This is a genomic window from Pseudomonas sp. RC4D1 (genome assembly GCF_018390395.1).
Taxonomy (GTDB): domain Bacteria; phylum Pseudomonadota; class Gammaproteobacteria; order Pseudomonadales; family Pseudomonadaceae; genus Aquipseudomonas; species Aquipseudomonas danubii.
Map to the genome: position 1 here is coordinate 535,063 of NZ_JAHBAW010000002.1, position 19,925 is coordinate 554,987.

General features: G+C 61.8%; 16 protein-coding genes. 12 read left to right on the forward strand and 4 right to left on the reverse strand.

Features of this window, described 5'->3' with window-relative positions:
- Positions 1 to 6 precede the first annotated feature (6 nt).
- The 3 genes from KHO49_RS18195 to cobM all read left to right on the forward strand — a co-directional run bounded on the left by KHO49_RS18195 (position 7) and on the right by cobM (position 1,946).
- Positions 7 to 708: a CbtA family protein gene (locus KHO49_RS18195; protein ID WP_102881551.1), complete on the forward strand. Its 702-nt coding sequence runs from the start codon at positions 7 to 9 to the stop codon at positions 706 to 708.
- Positions 705 to 1,118 (forward strand): cobalamin biosynthesis protein, encoded by a 414-nt coding sequence (locus tag KHO49_RS18200; protein WP_102881552.1) that lies wholly within the window; start codon positions 705 to 707, stop codon positions 1,116 to 1,118. The genes KHO49_RS18195 and KHO49_RS18200 overlap by 4 nt, the downstream gene beginning before the upstream one ends.
- Before the next feature lie 81 nt (positions 1,119 to 1,199).
- Positions 1,200 to 1,946, forward strand: coding sequence for a precorrin-4 C(11)-methyltransferase (cobM, locus tag KHO49_RS18205; protein WP_102864881.1), 747 nt, complete (start codon positions 1,200 to 1,202; stop codon positions 1,944 to 1,946).
- Between the two features lie 296 nt (positions 1,947 to 2,242).
- Here cobM and nfuA read toward each other — a convergent pair whose 3' ends face one another.
- Both nfuA and KHO49_RS18215 read right to left on the reverse strand, forming a co-directional pair.
- Positions 2,243 to 2,827 (reverse strand): Fe-S biogenesis protein NfuA, encoded by a 585-nt coding sequence (gene nfuA, locus KHO49_RS18210; protein ID WP_102864880.1) that lies wholly within the window; start codon positions 2,825 to 2,827, stop codon positions 2,243 to 2,245.
- Between the two features lie 143 nt (positions 2,828 to 2,970).
- Positions 2,971 to 5,262, reverse strand: a complete 2,292-nt coding sequence (locus tag KHO49_RS18215) for a fatty acid cis/trans isomerase (RefSeq protein ID WP_213665575.1) — start codon at positions 5,260 to 5,262, stop codon at positions 2,971 to 2,973.
- A gap of 153 nt (positions 5,263 to 5,415) precedes the next feature.
- Here KHO49_RS18215 and metH point away from each other — a divergent pair, with 153 nt between their 5' ends.
- Both metH and KHO49_RS18225 read left to right on the forward strand, forming a co-directional pair.
- Positions 5,416 to 9,126: a methionine synthase gene (gene metH, locus KHO49_RS18220; RefSeq protein ID WP_213665576.1), complete on the forward strand. Its 3,711-nt coding sequence runs from the start codon at positions 5,416 to 5,418 to the stop codon at positions 9,124 to 9,126.
- A gap of 101 nt (positions 9,127 to 9,227) precedes the next feature.
- Positions 9,228 to 9,449, forward strand: a complete 222-nt coding sequence (locus KHO49_RS18225; protein WP_102864877.1) for a DUF2970 domain-containing protein — start codon at positions 9,228 to 9,230, stop codon at positions 9,447 to 9,449.
- A gap of 7 nt (positions 9,450 to 9,456) precedes the next feature.
- Here the strand turns inward: KHO49_RS18225 and KHO49_RS18230 are convergent, their stop codons facing one another.
- On the reverse strand, positions 9,457 to 10,542 hold the full coding sequence (locus KHO49_RS18230) for an ABC transporter substrate-binding protein (RefSeq protein ID WP_170003515.1): 1,086 nt from the start codon (positions 10,540 to 10,542) through the stop codon (positions 9,457 to 9,459).
- A 596-nt stretch (positions 10,543 to 11,138) separates the two neighbouring features.
- Here KHO49_RS18230 and KHO49_RS18235 point away from each other — a divergent pair.
- Positions 11,139 to 12,797 carry a nitrite/sulfite reductase gene (locus KHO49_RS18235; protein WP_213665577.1) on the forward strand — a complete coding sequence of 553 codons (1,659 nt, stop codon included), beginning with the start codon at positions 11,139 to 11,141 and terminating at the stop codon, positions 12,795 to 12,797.
- The gene (locus tag KHO49_RS18240; protein WP_016966421.1) at positions 12,781 to 13,275 is read left to right on the forward strand and encodes a DUF934 domain-containing protein; all 495 of its coding nucleotides are present in this window, start codon (positions 12,781 to 12,783) and stop codon (positions 13,273 to 13,275) included. Before KHO49_RS18235 ends, KHO49_RS18240 begins: the two co-directional genes overlap by 17 nt.
- A 103-nt stretch (positions 13,276 to 13,378) precedes the next feature.
- On the opposite strand, the gene sohB is transcribed toward KHO49_RS18240, so the two are convergent.
- A complete protein-coding gene (sohB, locus tag KHO49_RS18245; protein ID WP_102864875.1) occupies positions 13,379 to 14,404 on the reverse strand; it encodes a protease SohB in 1,026 nt (341 codons plus the stop codon).
- Positions 14,405 to 14,607: 203 nt separating this feature from the next.
- Here sohB and KHO49_RS18250 point away from each other — a divergent pair, with 203 nt between their 5' ends.
- The 5 genes from KHO49_RS18250 to KHO49_RS18270 all read left to right on the forward strand — a co-directional run bounded on the left by KHO49_RS18250 (position 14,608) and on the right by KHO49_RS18270 (position 19,554).
- Entirely contained in the window at positions 14,608 to 15,318 is a 711-nt protein-coding gene (locus KHO49_RS18250; RefSeq protein WP_213665578.1) for a histidine phosphatase family protein, read from the forward strand.
- A 50-nt stretch (positions 15,319 to 15,368) separates the two neighbouring features.
- The gene (locus KHO49_RS18255) at positions 15,369 to 15,683 is read left to right on the forward strand and encodes an SCP2 sterol-binding domain-containing protein (RefSeq protein WP_011061945.1); all 315 of its coding nucleotides are present in this window, start codon (positions 15,369 to 15,371) and stop codon (positions 15,681 to 15,683) included.
- A gap of 259 nt (positions 15,684 to 15,942) precedes the next feature.
- The gene (locus tag KHO49_RS18260) at positions 15,943 to 17,661 is read left to right on the forward strand and encodes a hydrogenase maturation protein (RefSeq protein ID WP_213665579.1); all 1,719 of its coding nucleotides are present in this window, start codon (positions 15,943 to 15,945) and stop codon (positions 17,659 to 17,661) included.
- 105 nt (positions 17,662 to 17,766) lie between these two features.
- Positions 17,767 to 18,657, forward strand: a complete 891-nt coding sequence (locus KHO49_RS18265) for an aminoglycoside phosphotransferase family protein (protein ID WP_110596686.1) — start codon at positions 17,767 to 17,769, stop codon at positions 18,655 to 18,657.
- Between the two features lie 135 nt (positions 18,658 to 18,792).
- Positions 18,793 to 19,554 (forward strand): hypothetical protein, encoded by a 762-nt coding sequence (locus tag KHO49_RS18270; RefSeq protein ID WP_110596685.1) that lies wholly within the window; start codon positions 18,793 to 18,795, stop codon positions 19,552 to 19,554.
- Positions 19,555 to 19,925: the final 371 nt, after the last annotated feature.

Genomic DNA, 19,925 nt, shown 5'->3' on the forward strand with positions numbered 1-19,925 from the left:
GCCGACATGATCAAGCGTATTGCACAAACCGCAGGCTTCAGCGGATTGCTGGCGGCCTTGCTGCTGACCCTGCTGCAGAGCTTCTGGGTGGCCCCGCTGATTCTGCAGGCGGAAACCTATGAACAGGCCCCGGCCGTGGAGGCTCATGAACACGCCGCAGGCGCCATGGCCGGCCACAGCCACGACGCCGAAGCCTGGGAACCGGAAGATGGCTGGCAGCGGGTGCTGTCCACCACCGGTGGCAACCTGGTGGTGGCCGTCGGCTTCGCCCTGATGCTGGCCGGGCTCTATACCCTGCGGGCGCCCAGCCGCACTTCCCAGGGCCTGCTCTGGGGCCTGGCCGGTTATGCGACTTTCTGCCTGGCGCCGACCCTGGGCCTGCCGCCGGAGTTGCCGGGCACCGCTGCCGCCGATCTGGTGCAGCGCCAGGTCTGGTGGATCGGCGCTGCCGCTTCCACCGCCGTGGGCCTTGCCCTGATCGTGTTCGCAGGCAACTGGCTGCTGAAACTGCTGGGCGCCGCCATCATCGCCGTGCCTCACGTGATCGGCGCACCACAACCGGAAGTGCATTCGATGCTGGCCCCGCAAGCACTGGAGACCCAGTTCAAAATCGCTTCACAGTTGACCAACGCCGCCTTCTGGCTGGCCCTCGGGCTGATCAGCGCCTGGCTGTTCCGGCGCAAGAACACGGATCCGTACTCGGCATGATCGAGGTGCGCGCAGCGTCGACCCTGGTGGTCGGCCTGGGCTGCCAGAAAGGCTGCCCGGCGACCACGCTGCGCGCGCTGCTGGATCAGGTGCTGGAAGCCCATCGCATCGATACGCAGCAGGTTTTCGCCCTGGCGAGCATCGACCTGAAACGGGCCGAGCCCGGACTGCTGGAGTTGGCCGAACAACTGGCATTGCCGCTGACCTGTTTCAGCAGCACGCAGTTGGCGCCTTATGCTTTGCGCCTGAGCCACCGTTCACAGATCGCCTTTGAACGCACCGGCTGCTACGGCGTTGCCGAAAGTGCGGCCCTGGCCATGGCTGAACAGCTGCATCCCGGCCCGGCCAAACTGCTGATCCCTCGTCAGAAATTTGCCCAGGCCACCCTGGCAATGGCCGCTTGCCGGTAAAATCCTCGATAATCCGCCGCCTTGATCATGAGCAATCTTCATTTGAAGCTGGCTCCAGCCCCTTTTTCACAGGACACAGCCATGACTGTCTATTTCATCGGTGCCGGTCCCGGCGATCCGGAACTGATCACGGTCAAGGGCCAGCGCCTGATCCATCGCTGCCCGGTGATCATCTACGCCGGCTCGCTGGTGCCCGAGGCTGTCCTCGAAGGCCACAGCGCGATACGAGTGATCAACAGCGCCGAGCTGCATCTGGAACAGATCATCGAGGCGATCAAGCACGCGCACGACCAGGGTCAGGATGTAGCCCGGGTACATTCCGGTGATCCGAGCCTGTATGGCGCCATTGGCGAGCAGATTCGCTGCCTGCGGGAGCTGGGTATTCCCTTCGAGATCATCCCTGGCGTCACCGCCACCGCCGCCTGTGCCGCCCTGCTGGGAGCCGAATTGACCCTGCCGGATGTGTCCCAAAGCGTGATCCTGACCCGCTATGCGGACAAGACCGCCATGCCGGCCGGCGAAGAATTCGCTAGCCTCGCGGCCCACGGCGCCACCATGGCGATTCACCTGGGGGTCAACCACCTGGAGAAGATAGTCACAGAGCTGCTGCCGCACTACGGCGCCGACTGCCCGATTGCCGTGGTACACCGAGCCACCTGGCCGGACCAGGACTGGGTCCTGGGCACCCTGGCGGACATTGCCGATAAAGTCGCGGCCAAGGGTTTCCGGCGCACGGCGCTAATCCTGGTGGGCCGGGTGCTGGCCACGGACGCGTTCAGCGAATCATCGCTGTACCGCGCCGGGCACGCGCACCTCTATCGCCCCTGACACACACCCTATGTAGGGGCTGGCTTGCCAGCGAAGGCGGTCTTGGCATCGTGCAAGGCTTGAGGGCCCATTCGCCGGCAAGCCAGCTCCTACGTGGTTGAACCCCCTATGTTGGCGCGCTGGACGCCTTGTAGGAGCTGGCTTGCCAGCGAAGGCGATCTCGGGATTGGCGCAAGGCTCAAGGGCCCTTTCGCCGGCAAGCCGGCTCCTGCGGAGGCTTATTTCGGGAGGCGCTGGTTTGCGGGCATAAAAAAACGGCGCTCACGCGGCGCCGTTTTTTGTTCGCAGCGAACGCCTTAGTAGTAGGCGTTTTCTTTCTGCGTGTGGTCGGTGACGTCGCGCACGCCCTTAAGCTCGGGGATGCGCTCGAGCAGGGTGCGCTCGATACCTTCCTTCAAGGTCACGTCGGCCTGGCCGCAACCCTGGCAACCGCCACCGAATTGCAGCACGGCGATGCCGTCGTCAACGACGTCGATCAGGCTGACCTGACCGCCGTGGCTGGCCAGCCCCGGGTTGATCTCGGTTTGCAGGTAGTAGTTGATGCGTTCGTTGACCGGACTGTCGGCATTGACCATCGGCACCTTGGCGTTGGGCGCCTTGATGGTCAGCTGGCCGCCCATGCGGTCGGTGGCGTAGTCGACCACCGCGTCATCGAGGAAACCTTCGCTGAAGGCGTCGATGTAGGCGGTGAAGCTCTTCAGGCCAAGGGCCTTGTCTTCGGGTTTCTCTTCGCCCGGCTTGCAATAGGCGATGCAGGTCTCGGCGTACTGAGTCCCTGGCTGGGTAATGAAGATGCGGATGCCAATCCCCGGGGTGTTCTGCTTGGATAGCAGATCAGCCAGATAATCGTGGGCGGCGTCGGTAATGGTTATGGCGCTCATGGTGGTTCCTCGCAGACGTGGGCGCAGTTTACGCCAATCGACGCCGCTGACAAAGTCCTAGTATTTTTGTCGGGATAGACCTTGGTATAGGGCTTCCCCGGGGCCCGCCAGCGGGCGCCCCGAGGACAGATAGCGGCCCTGTATCAGAGGTTTTCGTAACGGTTCATGTCCATGACTCCGGCCTCGACCGGGTCGACTTCCTGCAGATAACGGGTCTGGTCGTGGAAGTACTGCCAGAACTGCGGATGACTGCGGCGAATCCCCCAGCGATCGACGATCTTCTCGAAGCCGGCGGCGTCCCTGGCCGCTTGCATGGCCTGGACAAATGCCGGCACCTGCTCGCTCGGAACGTTGAACATGAAGTTCGGATAACTGCTGAGAATGCCCGGAAAAATGGTCAGGGTGTCCAGGCCCGGCTGATAGCGTAGCGACTCGCCCAGCATGAAGGCCACGTTACTGTGGGCGCGATTGCGCAGCATGCTGTAGAACTCGCGCTTGCCGCTCGGGGCCTGGACCCGCAGCAAGGTGGCTTCCGGCAACTGTTCGATGACCTTGAGTCCCGCTGCCGGACGCGACGCCAGGCGGCTCAGGGCCTGATCGGCATCCTGCAACGCCGGGTCGATATTGGGCCGCGAGCAATAGGCACTGTCACAGCGATTGATTGGGTCCGGCTTGGCGTTGAGCTCGCCATAGCGCGTCAGCAACTGATGGGCGAAGTCTTTCTTCGGGTCCTTGGGGTCCAGTTTCAGGGCGCTGCGCTTGTCGTCGTCGATGGACTCGTAATCCAGCCACATCTTGAACTTGCCGCTGTTCTGGTACCAATCGTCGAGGAAATCCTCACGGCTGCCAGCGGGCATCAGGCGCAGGAAGTTCTGCTCGGCACCGTTGCGGATCAGGTCGAAGTACAACCGGGTCTGGGCCTGGTGGGAGACGTTGCCGAACACGTCAAAATTCACCGCCAGCTGATAATAGGTGCGCTCCAGCAGCGGGTAATCGAACAGCCACATCGTCTGCGGCACCTCGCCGATCAGGCCCTTGCTCACCGAAGCACTGTCGAAGTGGCGGAAGATGCTCAGCAGCGCGTTGTCGTTGCCGGCCCACAGGGTCGACCAGCTGGGGGCCGGAGAGTCGGCATAGAAGTCGCGGCGCAGGGCTTCGTACTCGTTGCGCTTGTCGCGATAGGACAGCCACAGGCTGAGCACGCTGCCGACATCGTCGTTCTGCCCGGGCATGGCCAACAGCGGTGTGGCTTGGCCGCGATAGGCCGGATCGGTGATGTACAGATCGTGTTCCGGGGCCTGGAACAGCGCCCAGAAGTTGTCGCGGATCACATCGGTGGCGATCTGCCCGCGGCACACCGGGCCACGAATGAAGGTGCGCACGAAGTATTCGGCGTTATCGAGCATAAACTGGTAGCGGGCCTTGGCCGGAATCGCTTCGAAGGTTTCAAACGGGTTGGCCCGGCGCCCTGGTCCGTAGCCCGGCAAGGCGCTGACCTGCCAGTCGCCGCTGTAGAACAGGGTCTTGACCCGGGCCATCTTCGCCGCGCTCAGCGGGTAGGTGATGTGGGTCTTGTGCACGATCACCCCTTGCACCGGCCACAGGCGGTAATACACCTGGGTGCCCGGGTCGTCGTTGGGGCGCCGGGTGTTGATCAGGTCAATGGGCTGGCCGCTGGGGGTCCGCGAGCGCACCCACTGGAAGAAGTGCCCCGGCTCGCCGCCTTCGAAATAGATGTGGGCCAGGAACCAGTGTTCGTAGAGCCAGCGCGCCACCAGGCTTTCCCGAGCGCCGGGGGCGTTGAGCAGGTTCTCCCACTGGGCCACTTGCAGGCTTTCCCGGGCACTGGGGGCCAGGCCCTGCTCGTCGATGGGCGCACCGGAGGCCAACCAGCGTTGCAGGGTCTGGTATTGCTGCTCGGTGAGACCGGTGACCGCCAGGGGCATGCCCTCTTTCGGGTGCGCACCGGCATAGGCGTCGAACTCCGCCGGCTGCGGGCACATGTTCTCCCGGCTCAGGCCCAGGACGATCTCGCTGGGCAACTTGGCATTAGGCTGCAGCGGGGTGCGATGACCGAGTTCGAGCATGCGCGCCATCAGTGCGGCCTGGCTGCCCTGGGCGTCGAGCACCGAAAAAAACCCATGGCGCTGCCAGGCCGCCTTGCCGCTGGCGTCATAGAACAGCCGGGTAGGCGCCTGCGCCTGACTCCGCTCGCCGTCGTACACCGGAATCTTCGAGGCACCGCGACCGGCCCCTTCGCCGCTGCCCAGGTTGAGCTGACAGGCGGAGTCGTAGCAGGCATGACAGGCCACGCACTTCTCGGTGAAGATCGGCTGGATGTCGCGGGTGTAGGAAATCGCCGGAGCCGGACCTTGGGCCATACACACTGAACTGAGAAGCAGCAGCGCGCTGCTGACGATAAAACGAAACGGCATGTCCCTGGTCCCGAAAGAAAAAACGCCGCAATTCTACCGATCTCGCCCCACGACCAACATGAGCGATATTCATGTAAAACCCGTACATGCCGCAAATCCATGCAGGTTTGCTATGATCCACGCCCTTCGTTATGGCCCTACCAGGTAGTTCTCATGTCTGATCGCAGTGCTCGCCTCCACGCTCTCCAGCAAGCCCTCAAAGAGCGCATTCTGATTCTCGATGGCGGCATGGGCACCATGATCCAGAGCTACAAGCTCGAAGAACAGGACTACCGTGGCAAGCGTTTCGCCGACTGGCCCAGCGACGTCAAGGGTAACAACGACCTGCTGGTGATCACCCGTCCGGACGTGATCGGTGGCATCGAAAAAGCCTATCTGGATGCCGGCGCCGACATCCTGGAAACCAACACCTTCAACGCCACGCGCATTTCCATGGCCGATTACGGCATGGAAGAACTGGCCTACGAATTAAACGTAGAGGGCGCACGCCTGGCCCGCAAGGTGGCCGACGCCAAGACCCAGGAGAACCCGGACAAGCCGCGCTTCGTCGCCGGCGTCCTGGGCCCGACCAGCCGTACCTGCTCGCTGTCGCCCGACGTCAACAACCCCGGCTACCGCAACGTCACCTTCGATGAACTGGTGGAGAACTACACCGAGTCCACCAAGGGCCTGATCGAAGGCGGCGCCGACCTGATCCTGATCGAGACCATCTTCGACACCTTGAACGCCAAGGCGGCGATCTTCGCCGTGCAGGGCGTGTTCGAGGAGTTGGGCGTCGAGCTGCCGATCATGATTTCCGGGACCATCACCGATGCCTCCGGCCGTACCCTGTCGGGCCAGACCACCGAGGCCTTCTGGAACTCCGTGGCCCACGCCAAGCCGATCTCGGTGGGCCTGAACTGCGCCCTGGGCGCCAGCGAGCTGCGTCCGTACCTGGAAGAGCTGTCGAACAAGGCCAGCACCCACGTCTCGGCGCACCCCAACGCCGGCCTGCCCAACGAATTCGGCGAATACGACGAACTGCCGGAGCAAACCGCCAAGGTCATCGAGGAATTCGCCCAGAGCGGCTTCCTGAATATCGTCGGCGGCTGCTGCGGCACCACCCCGGGGCACATTGCCGCCATCGCCAAAGCCGTGGCCGGTTATGCCCCGCGACAGATCCCGGACATTCCCAAGGCCTGCCGCCTGTCGGGCCTGGAGCCCTTCACCATCGATCGCAACTCGCTGTTCGTGAACGTTGGTGAGCGCACCAACATCACCGGTTCGGCCAAGTTCGCCCGGCTGATCCGCGAGGACAACTACACCGAGGCCCTGGAAGTCGCCCTGCAGCAGGTGGAAGCCGGCGCCCAGGTGATCGACATCAACATGGACGAAGGGATGCTGGATTCGAAGAAGGCCATGGTCACCTTCCTCAATCTGATCGCCGGCGAGCCGGACATCTCCCGCGTACCGATCATGATCGACTCCTCCAAGTGGGAAGTGATCGAAGCCGGCCTCAAGTGCATCCAGGGCAAGGGCATCGTCAACTCCATCAGCATGAAAGAAGGCGTCGAGCAGTTCATTCACCACGCCAAGTTGTGCAAGCGCTACGGCGCCGCCGTTGTGGTGATGGCCTTCGACGAGGTCGGCCAGGCCGACACCGAGGCGCGCAAGAAGGAAATCTGCAAGCGCTCCTACGACATCCTGGTCAATGAAGTGGGCTTCCCGCCGGAAGACATCATCTTCGACCCGAACATCTTCGCCGTGGCCACCGGCATCGAGGAACACAACAACTACGCGGTGGACTTCATCAACGCCTGCGCCTACATCCGCGATGAACTGCCCTACGCCCTGAGCTCCGGCGGCGTGTCCAACGTGTCGTTCTCGTTCCGCGGCAACAACCCGGTGCGTGAGGCGATCCACTCGGTGTTCCTGCTGTACGCGATCCGCAACGGCCTGACCATGGGCATCGTCAACGCCGGCCAGTTGGAGATCTACGACCAGATCCCACAGCAGCTGCGCGATGCCGTAGAAGACGTGGTGCTCAACCGCACGCCAAACGGCACCGACGCGCTGCTGGCCATCGCCGACCAGTTCAAGGGCGATGGCAGCGTCAAGGAAGCGGAAACCGAGGAATGGCGCAACTGGGACGTCAACAAGCGCCTGGAGCACGCCCTGGTCAAGGGCATCACCAGCCATATCGTCGAAGACACCGAAGAGTCGCGCCTGAGTTTCAGCCGCCCGATCGAAGTGATCGAAGGCCCGCTGATGTCCGGCATGAACGTGGTCGGCGACCTGTTTGGCGCCGGCAAGATGTTCCTGCCCCAGGTGGTGAAATCCGCCCGAGTGATGAAACAGGCAGTAGCCCACCTGATTCCGTTCATCGAACTGGAGAAAGGCGACAAGCCGGAGGCCAAGGGCAAGATCCTCATGGCCACGGTAAAAGGCGATGTGCACGACATCGGCAAGAACATCGTCGGCGTGGTCCTGGGCTGCAACGGCTACGACATCGTCGACCTCGGGGTGATGGTGCCGGCGGAGAAGATCCTCCAGGTGGCCAAGGAGCAGAAGTGCGACATCATCGGCCTGTCCGGGCTGATCACTCCGTCCCTGGACGAGATGGTCCACGTCGCCCGCGAGATGCAGCGCCAGGACTTCCACCTGCCGCTGATGATCGGTGGCGCCACCACCTCCAAGGCCCACACCGCAGTGAAGATCGAGCCCAAGTACAGCAATGACGCGGTGGTCTACGTCACCGACGCCTCCCGCGCCGTGGGCGTGGCCACCCAGTTGCTGTCCAAGGAGCTCAAGGCTGGCTTCGTCGAGAAGACCCGGGAGGAGTACGTGGAGGTGCGCGAGCGTACCGCCAACCGCAGCGCCCGTACCGAGCGCCTGAGCTACGCCGCAGCCATCGCCAAGAAGCCACAGTTCGACTGGGCCAACTACCAGCCGGTCAAGCCAACCTTCACCGGCGCCCGGGTGCTGGACAACATCGACCTCAAGGTGCTGGCCGAGTACATCGACTGGACGCCGTTCTTCATCTCCTGGGACCTGGCCGGCAAGTACCCGCGCATCCTCGAAGACGAAGTGGTCGGTGAAGCCGCCACCGCCCTGTATAAGGACGCCCGGGAGATGCTCGACAAGCTGATCAATGAAAAACTGATCAGCGCCCGGGCGGTATTCGGCTTCTGGCCGGCCAACCAGGTGCAGGACGACGACCTGGAAGTCTACGGCGAAGACGGCCAGCCCCTGGCCCGCCTGCATCACCTGCGCCAGCAGATCATCAAGACTGACGGCAAGCCGAACTTCTCTCTGGCCGACTTCGTCGCGCCCAAGGACAGCGGCATCACTGACTATGTCGGCGGCTTCATTACCACCGCCGGGATCGGCGCCGAGGAAGTGGCCAAGGCCTACCAGGATGCCGGCGACGACTACAACTCGATCATGGTCAAGGCCCTGGCCGATCGCCTGGCCGAAGCCTGCGCCGAGTGGCTGCACCAGCAGGTGCGTAAAGACTACTGGGGTTATGCCCAGGATGAGCAGCTGGACAACGAGGCGCTGATCAAGGAGCAGTACAGCGGTATCCGCCCTGCCCCGGGTTATCCGGCCTGCCCGGATCACACCGAGAAGAGCACCCTGTTCGCCCTGCTCGATCCCGAGGCCAGCGAAGGCCGCGCCGGCCGCAGTGGCGTGTTCCTCACCGAACACTTCGCCATGTTCCCGGCGGCTGCAGTCAGCGGCTGGTACTTCGCCCACCCGCAGGCGCAGTACTTTGCGGTGGGCAAGGTCGACAAGGACCAGGTGCAGAGCTACACCGAGCGCAAGGGCCAGGACCTGGCCGTAAGCGAACGCTGGCTGGCGCCGAACCTGGGCTACGACAACTGACTCAGACTCTGTAGGAGCCGGCCCGCCGGCTCCTACACCAGCCCGCCATCACAGGCGACATTGTCTATGCTCTGTTGACACCCAACCGTGTCGAGGGATTTATGGACGATCCAAGCAGCGACAATCAGCCCCCAACCTTCCTGCAGATGCTGCAAAGCGTGCTGGCGGCCGCCTTCGGCGTACAAAGCGGGAAAAATCGCGCCCGGGACTTCAGTCACGGCAAACCCAGTCACTTCATCGTGCTGGGCATTCTCTTTACCACCCTGTTCGTGCTGGTGCTGCTGGGTATCGCCAACCTGGCGATGCACCTGGCGGGAGTCTGAAACGGCGTCAGTGCAGCAGCAGCTGCAAACTGAAGGGATAGCGGTAGCTGTCCGGCTTGCCTTGGGCGGACAGCCCGCGAAAATCGACCCGGGCACCGACCTGATCGCCCAGGCGCATTAGTTGCCGGGCCTGGTCACGGGTCAATGACTGGAACAGCGACAAATGCCAGTCCGGCCCTCCCAGACGTCGGGCATCGAGCCCCAGCGCATCATCATGCAGGGCCACCAGGGCCCAGCCGCCGCTGGTGAAATGTCCGGCCATCAGCACCGACAACTCCCCGTCGATCAATGCCTGCAAGGCTTCGGGCGAACTGTTGAGTCCACTGAACAGCAGATCGCGCCCCGGCTTGCGGCCCAACTCCCGGGCCGCCTGCATGGCCCCCAGAGCCATTTCGTCGTTAGCCGACCAGATCAGTTGCGTCTGTGGATAGCGCTGCAGCAGCTGTTGTGCTTGTTCGTGCGCCCGCTGCCGGTTCCATTCGCCATACACGAGCTGGCGCAGACGCACCTGAGGATTTTCCGCCAGGGCCCGGTGCAGCCCTTGCTCGCGCAACTGCGCCGCCGGTGTGACTTTCACCCCGGAAAAGGCCAGCAAATCGATTGTTTGCCCGGCAGGCAAAGGGCCATGCTGGCGCAACAACTCCTTGAGCATCCGATAACCGGCCTCTTCATCGTTGCTCATCATGCTGCCGATCCAATCGGAGTAACTGCTGCGACTTTGGCGGATCAACGCCCGCTGATCCTCGGTCAGTGGGCTGTTGACGATAAACAGCTTGACCCCGGAACCCTGAGACATGCGCAGGATCTGCGGAGCGACATACTGTTCGTTGACCAATATCAGGTAATCGGGCTTTTGCGCTCGCTGAAACAGCTCCCGAGCCTGATCGAGAGAGTTCTGGGGATTGCGTTCGCCATAGAGAATTTGCAGGTCCATGCCCAGATCCCGGGCGGCTGCCTGCATGAACCGCGAATAACTGACCCAGAAGGTTTCCGTTGAATTACCGGGGTTGAGAAACACCACCGACGTTGCTTGAGCCACCGCCCAGAACGGCAAACTCAGACATATCACCCACTTGCACAGAACCTTGAACATTGTGAAAAGAGCCCCTGGATTATCCCAGGCAGTATAACTGGCAAATTGCTGGCCAACGGCGGCAAATTGTCCTGATTGTCCGACAATTCGGGCTCTTCTTTTACGCTCGACTACTGGTGGCTGACCCAAAACACGGCCGTACCCACGACCAGTATGATCAGAAAGAGAATGGCCCAAGCATCAACGCTACTGTCACTTTTCCTTACTTTGGTTGGATGGCTCATAGCATCGCCTCTAGTAGATTTTGTCGGTGACTGCTCAAAGACACGACCACAGTTAAGACCAGGATTGTCCCCACCTCAAATGTGGATACTCATATACCCCTACCGTTAGTCGTTTTGGTTCTTTGCATATACTCAAACATCACTTTTGCGCATAACCACAAACTGGTATCGTTCGGCGGCTCCGACCGGAGTGCGCGGCCGTGCGCGCAGATTTGCTTACATGGGTGGGGTTGAGCGAGAACGAAGGCAGGACGAGGTGAAACCGGCGACAAGCCCCGGTCGACGCCAGTCGAAGCAACGTACCGAAGCCGTTCACCGCAGTATTTGCCAAGTGCGCTTTGGCGCCACCTGTAGCCTGAGAACTGGACCTATATGTACGTATACGACGAGTACGATCAGCGGATCATCGAGGACCGCGTCAAGCAGTTCCGTGATCAGACCCGACGCTATCTGGCAGGCGAGCTGAGCGAAGAGGAATTCCGTCCCCTGCGCCTGCAGAATGGCCTTTATATCCAACGTTTTGCCCCAATGCTGCGGGTAGCCGTGCCTTACGGCCAATTGACCTCGCGCCAGGCGCGGATGATGGCCAAGATCGCCCGCGACTACGACAAGGGCTATGCGCACATCAGCACCCGGCAAAACGTGCAGTTCAACTGGCCAGCCCTGGAAGACGTGCCGGACATCCTGGCCGAGCTGGCCACCGTGCAGATGCACGCCATCCAGACCAGCGGCAACTGCCTGCGTAACGTCACCACCGACCAGTTTGCCGGTGTCGCCGCCGACGAGTTGATCGACCCGCGCCCCTGGTGCGAGATCGTCCGTCAATGGACCACCTTCCACCCCGAATTCGCCTATCTGCCGCGCAAGTTCAAGATCGCCATCAACGGCTCGACTTCCGACCGCGCAGCCATCGAGGTCCACGACATTGGCCTGGAGCCGGTGTACAACGCTGCCGGCGAGCTGGGTTTCCGCGTGCTGGTCGGTGGCGGTCTGGGCCGTACCCCGGTGGTCGGCGCCTTCATCAACGAGTTCCTGCCCTGGCAGGACCTGTTGAGCTACCTCGACGCCATCCTGCGGGTCTACAACCGCTATGGCCGTCGTGACAATAAGTACAAGGCGCGGATCAAGATCCTGGTCAAGGCCCTGACGCCGGAAGTGTTCGCCGAGAAGGTCGAGGCGGAAATGGTCCACCTGCGCGGCGGCCAGACCACCCTGACCGAAGCCGAAGTGCACCGTGTGGCCAAGCACTTCGTCGACCCTGACTACAAGAGCCTGAGCAACCAGGACAGCGAACTGGCTGCCCTGGACAAAGAGCACCCCGGTTTCGCCCGCTGGCGCGCACGCAATACCCTGGCCCATAAGAAGCCGGGTTATGTCGCCGTCACCCTGTCGCTCAAACCCACCGGCGTAGCGCCTGGGGATGTCACCGACAAGCAGTTCGACGCCATCGCCGATCTGGCCGACCGCTACAGCTTCGGCCAACTGCGCACGTCCCACGAGCAAAACGTGATTCTGGCGGACGTCGAGCAAAGCCAACTGTTCACCCTGTGGGGCGAGCTGCGTGAAAACGGCTTTGCCACGCCGAACATCGGCCTTTTGACCGACATCATCTGCTGCCCGGGCGGCGACTTCTGCTCCCTGGCCAACGCCAAGTCGATCCCGATCGCCGAATCCATCCAGCGCCGCTTCGACGACCTGGACTACCTGTTCGACATCGGCGAGCTGGACCTGAACATCTCCGGCTGCATGAACGCCTGTGGTCACCACCACGTGGGCCACATCGGCATCCTCGGTGTGGACAAGAAAGGCGAGGAGTTCTACCAGGTGTCCCTGGGCGGCAGCGCCAGCCGCGACGCCAGCCTGGGCAAGATCCTCGGCCCGTCCTTCGCCCAGGACGACATGCCCGACGTGATCTCGAAGCTGATCGACGTGTACGTGGAACAACGTACCGAAGACGAACGCTTCATCGACACCTATCAACGTATTGGCATCGACCTCTTCAAGGAGCGCGTCTATGCAGCGAATCATTAAGAACAACGAGGTCATCGACGAAACCTGGCACCTGCTGCCCAAGGACGCGACCCTCGACGGCATCTCCAACTGCGACGACCTGATCGTGCCGCTGGCCCTGTGGCGCGATCACGCCCATGCCCTCAAGGCTCGCGATGGCGGCCTGGGCGTGTGGCTGGATGCGGACGAAGAAGCCGAGGAAATCGGTGACGACGTCGAGCATTTCCAGGTGATTGCCCTGAACTTCCCGGCCTTTACCGATGGCCGCAACTACTCCAACGCCCGCCTGCTGCGTGACCGTTATGGCTACAAAGGCGAACTGCGAGCGATTGGCGACGTGTTGCGCGACCAGCTGTTTTACCTGCACCGCTGCGGCTTCGACGCCTACGCGCTGCGGGCCGACAAGGACCCCTACGAAGCCCTGGAAAGTCTCAAGGACTTCTCGGTGACCTACCAGGCCGCCACTGACGAACCGCTGCCGCTGTTCCGTCGCCGCTAAGCCCTGGCGCCAACAAAAAGCCCTGAACCGGTTTCCCGGTTCAGGGCTTTTTTTGTGCCGCCTACCACTTCCACCGTAGGAGCCGGTGCCTGCAATTCGGGGCTTACCAGAAACGCTGCTGGGTCAGGCGGCTCCACCAGGTCAGCAGCACGCGGTCGATGGAACCGCTGGCCGCCAGCCCGACACGCTCCTGCAAGCTCTTGCGCTCGGCATAGTGCAGGTGGAACACCTCGGCATTCTTGGCCTTGTCGGCCAGGTACTCATCGCTGGTTTTCAGCTCGTCCACCAGCAGCTTCTCCTGCGCTGCCACGCCCAGCCAGACTTCACCGGTGGCCACTTCATCAATGGCCAATTGCGGGCGATAGCGGGACACGAAGTTCTTGAACAACTGATGGGTCACGTCCAGGTCTTCCTGGAACTTCTCCCGGCCCTTCTCGGTGTTTTCGCCAAACACCGTCAGGGTGCGCTTGTACTCGCCGGCGGTGAGCACTTCAAAATCGATGTCGTGTTTCTTCAGCAGTCGATTGACGTTGGGCAACTGCGCCACCACGCCAATGGAACCGAGGATGGCGAACGGCGCACTGATAATCTTCTCGCCGATGCACGCCATCATGTAGCCGCCGCTGGCCGCGACCTTGTCGATGCACACGGTCAGCGGCACCCCGGCCTGGCGAATACGCGCCAGTTGCGACGAAGCCAGACCATAGCTGTGCACCATGCCGCCACCACTTTCCAGACGCAGCACCACTTCATCCTTGGGCGTGGCCAGGCTCAGCAAGGCGGTGATTTCATGGCGCAGGCCTTCGGTCGCCGAGGCCTTGATATCACCATTGAAATCCAGCACGAACACCCGGGGCTTGGCCTCGGCCGGTTGTTTCTTCTGTTTCTTCTCGGTCTTGCCCTGGGCCTTGCGCAGGGCCTTGAGCTGATCCTTGTCCAGCAGGCTCTGCTCCAGGCGCTCGCGCAGGTCCTTGTAGAAATCATTCAGCTTGCTGACCTGCAACTGCCCGGTGCCTTTGCGGCGGCCCTTGCTGCGCAGCGCAGCGGCAGTGATCAGCACCACCAGGATGGCGACCACCAGGGTCACGGTCTTGGCCAGAAAACTGGCGTATTCGGCGAAAAACTCCACAGGGACTCCTCAAACATGAACCGCTGCCAACCAGCAGCGCAATGGGCTCAAGCATACCGGCGCGACCGGTCGGCCACCAGTCGCGAAACCTCGTGTTACGAGGCTCCAACAAGCATTTCAAACAAGCGTATGTTTTTTCATTGACAGCTCACTGGCATCCTCATAACCTCGCAAAACTTTCAACGTACCGGGACGACACGGACGTGGGCAGCATCTATTTGATTCGACATGGTCAAGCCTCTTTCGGTGCAGACGACTACGACGTGCTGTCTGCCACCGGCGTGCGCCAGGCTGCCGTGCTCGGCGAGCATCTGGCGGCGCTGGGCGTCAGCTTTGATCGCTGCCTGTCCGGCGACCTGCGGCGCCAGCAGCACACCGCGCAGGCCGCGATGGAACAGATGAGCGCCGCCGGGTTTGACCACCCGCCATTGGAAATCGATTCAGCCTTCAACGAGTTCGACGCCGATGCCATCATCCGCGCCCTGCTCCCAGACCTGTTGCCCCAGGAACCCGAAGCCCTGAACATCCTGCGTAACGCCGCGCAGAACCGCGCCGAGTTCCAACGCATCTTCGCCCTGATCATCCAACGCTGGCTGGCCGGCACCTACGATCCTCCCGGGCTGGAAAGCTGGCTGGGATTCGTCGAGCGCGTCCAGGGCGGTCTGCAGCGGATTCTCGAAGCAGCGGACAACCAGCACAAGATTGCCGTGTTCACCTCCGGCGGCACCATCACTGCCCTGCTGCACCTGATCACCCAGATACCTGCCCAGCAGGCGTTCGAACTGAATTGGCAAATCGTCAACACCTCGCTCAACCAGCTGAAGTTCCGCGGGCGCGAGGTGTCTTTGGCTTCCTTCAACGGTCATGCCCATCTGCAACTGTTGAAGGCTCCGGAGCTCATCACTTTCCGTTGAGCCCGGCTTACTGTGACCATTGCTGTAACCACCCATAAAAGGATCGAACCATGACCTCCGTAGCTGACGCCGTACAAGCCATGCAAGCCAAGTTCAACCCAGCTGCCGCTGCCGGCCTGGACCTGGTTTTCGGTTTCCGCATCGATGATTCCAAGCATTTCTCGCTGGTCGTCAAGGACAGCACCTGTGAACTCAAGGAAGGCGAGAACCCAGACGCACAAGTCACCCTGGTGATGGACGGTGAAACCCTGGACGGTATCGTCAGCGGCGAAACCGACGGCATGCAAGCCTTCATGGGCGGCAAACTGCGCGCCGAAGGCGACATGATGCTGGCCATGAAACTGAGCGAGCTGTTCCCAGCCTAAGACCCCGCAAGGTCCGGCTGTAGACAAATCCCGCCCCTGAGGCGGGATTTGTCGTTTCTGCACCACGCAACGCCTCTAGCCCGCCGCTTTGCCCTGGATCAATACCACTGGGCGGCTCAGTCTTCCGGCCGCACGCTTGATTGATCTCGGTCAGTTTGTGCCTCGCCCCCCCCCTCTACTCTTGCGCCTCCATCGCGGCCAGGGACGGCACAGCCGGAGCCCTTTGCCACACCGCTATCACTCACGGAAGAGTCTGCTTATGCGATCACTGAAGATCATCCTGCTGTCCACCGCCTTCAACGGTCTGACCCAACGGGCCTGGCTCGACCTGCGCCAGGCCGGGCACCGCCCCAGCGTGGTGCTGTTCACCGGTGAAGAAGAGGTCTGCCGGCAGATCGAAGAAGCCGAGGCCGACCTGGTGATCTGCCCGTTCCTCAAGGACCGGGTACCGCAGCAGCTGTGGAGCAACGCCAAGCGTCCGGTGGTGATCATCCACCCAGGCATCGTCGGCGACCGTGGTGCCAGCGCCCTGGACTGGGCCATCAGCAAGGAGCTCAAGCGCTGGGGCGTCACCGCGTTGCAGGCGGTGGAAGAAATGGACGCCGGGCCAATCTGGTCGACCCATGAATTCAACCTGCCCAGCGGACTGCGCAAATCCGAGCTGTACAACGGCCTGGTCAGCGACGCCGCCATCCATTGCATCCGCGACGTGGTGGAAAAATTCCGCAACGGCTTCCGTCCTGAGCCCCTGGACTACGACAACCCCGCGGTGCTTGGCCGCCTGCAACCGAACATGAAGCAGTGCGACCGCACCTTCAGCTGGCACGACAGCGCGCAGTTCATCAAGCGCAGCATCGACGCCGCTGATGGCCAGCCCGGCGTCCTGGCCAGCCTCGCCGGCGGCCAGTACTACGTCTACGACGCCCACCTGGATTCACGCACCGGCATGCCCGGGCAACTGCTGGCGGTGCACGACGATGCGGTGCTGGTGGCCTGCGGTGATCACAGCCTGTGGATCGGCTCCCTGCGCCTCAAGCCCCAGCCCGGCGAGGAAACCTTCAAGCGCCCGGCGCGCCACGTACTCGGCGAACGCCTGGCCGATGTACCGGTGCTGGACTGGTCGGTATCCAGCAGCCCGTTCAGCACCGAAGCCTACCAACCGATCCGCTACCGCGAGTCCGGCCGAGTCGGTGAGCTGACCTTCGAGTTCTACAACGGCGCCATGAGCACTGAGCAATGCCAGCGCCTGGTCAGCGCCCTGCGTTGGGCCAAGGCCCGAGACACCCAGGTGCTGCTGGTACGCGGCGGCCGCGGTGCCTTCAGCAACGGCGTGCACCTGAATGTGATCCAGGCCGCTGAAGTGCCGGGCCTGGAAGCCTGGGCCAACATCCAGGCCATCGACGACGTCTGCCTGGAACTGCTCACCGCCCGCCAACTGGTGGTCAGCGGCCTGACCGGCAATGCCGGCGCTGGCGGCCTGATGCTGGCCCTGGCCGCGGACGTGGTCCTGGCCCGCGCCGACACCGTGTACAACCCGCACTACAAGAGCATGGGCCTGTACGGCTCCGAATACTGGACCTACAGCCTGCCTCGCGCCGTCGGCCAGGCCATGGCCAAGCAACTGACCGAAGCCTGCCTGCCCATCAGCGCCCTCCAGGCCCTGCAGATGGGCATGGTCCAGGAGATCGGCCCGCGCTGCCCGGACGAGTTCGGCCTGTGGCTGCTGCAACGGGCCAATGGCGTCCTCACTGACCCGCGCTACCAGCACCTGCGCCAACGCAAGCTGGACGCCGACCCACAGTTGATGCAGCACTGCCGCAACGTCGAGCTGGAAGAGATGCACATGGACATGGTGCAAAACCGCAAGGGCTTCGCCGAGAAGTGCAGCAACTTCGTCTACAAGCGCAAGACCTGCTGCACACCAGAGCGACTGATCGAAGCCTGGGCCAAACCCCAGGACATCGCCCTGGTGGGCTGATTCACCGCCTGAGCGGCAGGCTTTCAAAGCACCGCCAGGCCACGTACCATTCGCCGCCTTTTGTTGCCGCCCCCAGGGGCGGCAATCGTTTGCAAGGAGGCGAGCATGCAAGACATTCCAGGCCACGCCACGTGGCGCAGCATCGAAGCACAAACCCAGGGCTGGTCCAGCGATCGAATCTTTCATATCGTCGACGAACAAGGCCAACACCTGCTGTTGCGCACCAACGATTCATCCCAATACGTCAACAAACGCGACGAGTTCCAGTGGACCCAGCATCTGGCGGCAAAGGGCATCGCCATGTCCCAACCCTTGGACTTCGGTCTGTTTGATTCAGGACGCCAGGTTTACTCGTTGTTGTCGTGGATCGAAGGCAAGGATGGCGCGCAATGGGTTGCCGAGCAGCCCGCCGCCGCTTGTTATGAGCTTGGCCTGCAAGCCGGTCAAATACTCCAGCAGATCCACAGCGTTGCTGCGCCTGAAGGCACTGAAAACGCCGAACAGCAGATGCGTACCGTCTACCGTAAAAAGCTCGAACAGTACCGGAGCTGTGGCCACAAGGTGGCCCATGAGCAAGACTTCCTGCAGTTTCTCGAACAGCACTTTCATCTGCTGGCGGACACGCCGCTGGTGTTTCTCCACGGTGACTATCACCTGAACAACATGATCGTGGGCGCCGATGACCAGTTGTCGATCATCGACTTCAACCGCTGCCGTTTCGGAGATCCGGCGCGGGACTTCAATCGGCTGGCGCTGTTTTCCTGCAACCTCAGCAGCGACTTCGCCCGCGGCCAGATCGACGGCTACTGTGCAGGCCATCCCGAGCCGGTTTTTCTCACCCGCATGGCCTTCTACGCCGCGTTTGACAGCTTCTTCAGCGTGCTCTGGGCCATGGCCTTCGGCGAGCAGGAAATCCACGCCAGCCTGCAACGCACACAAAAGGTCTGGGAAGACTTCGCCGGTTTTTCCCGGGATGTGCCTCATTGGTATTGCTGATAGGCGACGCATCCCAGCCTGCTGCCCCAGCTTCCCCCCGTTTGCCTGATAGCAAGAAAGAAAGCCGCTGCCACGATTTCGCCCCGCGCGGATCGCAGAGTTGAAGACACCATTGGAAAAATCTAAGGAAAGACGATGAACGCCAAGGTCAAGAACACAGAAGAAGCCCAGGAAAAGACCGGTAAAAGCCCGATTGCCTGGGGCATGATCGGCTCGGTGATTCTGGCAATCACCACTCCGTTCTTCTATTTGAACGGCAAGGCCTACCACGATGGTTACCTCGGCTACTTTCAGCTGGAAACCTCGATGTTTCCCATGGACACCTCCACCACCTTCGTCAACGCAGTTCTGGCCTGGTATCACGCCATGACCAACGGTTTGAAAGGCGGGTTGGAGTTCATCGGACAACACTGGCTATGGGCCGCAATCGTCTGCGTACTGAGCATTCTGGTGTTCGGCGGCCTCAACTATCTGATCGCCTTGTTCAACAAAAAAATCACTGACAAGAAGCAGTCCGCCAAGCCACCGCAGGCCACCGTTGCCGCCCCCTCCTTCTTCAAGGAGATAGGCAAATGTGCGTTGTACATCTTCATCCCCAGCTACGGCCTGTTTGTGGCGATGTTTTTCATCTCCTTTATCTTGATGATCACCATCACCCCCTTTGTACTGATCGGCAAAGACTCGGCGGCCGAGGATCTGAAAAACGGCTTCAAAGACTCACCCCAAGTGACCGTCAACGACCCAGATGGGCATAAGGGCACTTACCGGGTCATGCAGTGCTCGGCATCCTTCTGTGCGCTCTACGCCGATGGCAAGGCGATCACGGTTCCGATCGCCACGCTGAATTGGGTGGTGTCCGATGTCGCGGAAAAACTGAAGGCGCAACCAGGGAACTGAAACCCGCCACAGCGCAAGCCTCGGCTTCGACTGAGGCCCGCATTGAACCTGTGGCGCGCTTGATCCACACTCGCGCTCCTGAGTCCTACAGCAAACTCAGAAAGTCCTGTCCTGCCAGTGCCTTGTCCCGTTCTGGAGCGCATGCCTATAGTCCCGGGTCGTCCTGATGACGAACGGGTTTGGCGACCCGGTGAATGGAACGAAGCAAGGTTCTGACAGATGAGTCAGGGACTTTGTTAGCGCATGACCGCTTGATGGCGGCTGTGCGTGGGAGACCTTAGGGTCTGTCGGTTCATCCATTCCCGGCTCGCCAACCCGCGTACAGCTGCCACCCTTTTGTTTGGCGACGAATGAGTAGCGGCGCTCACCCC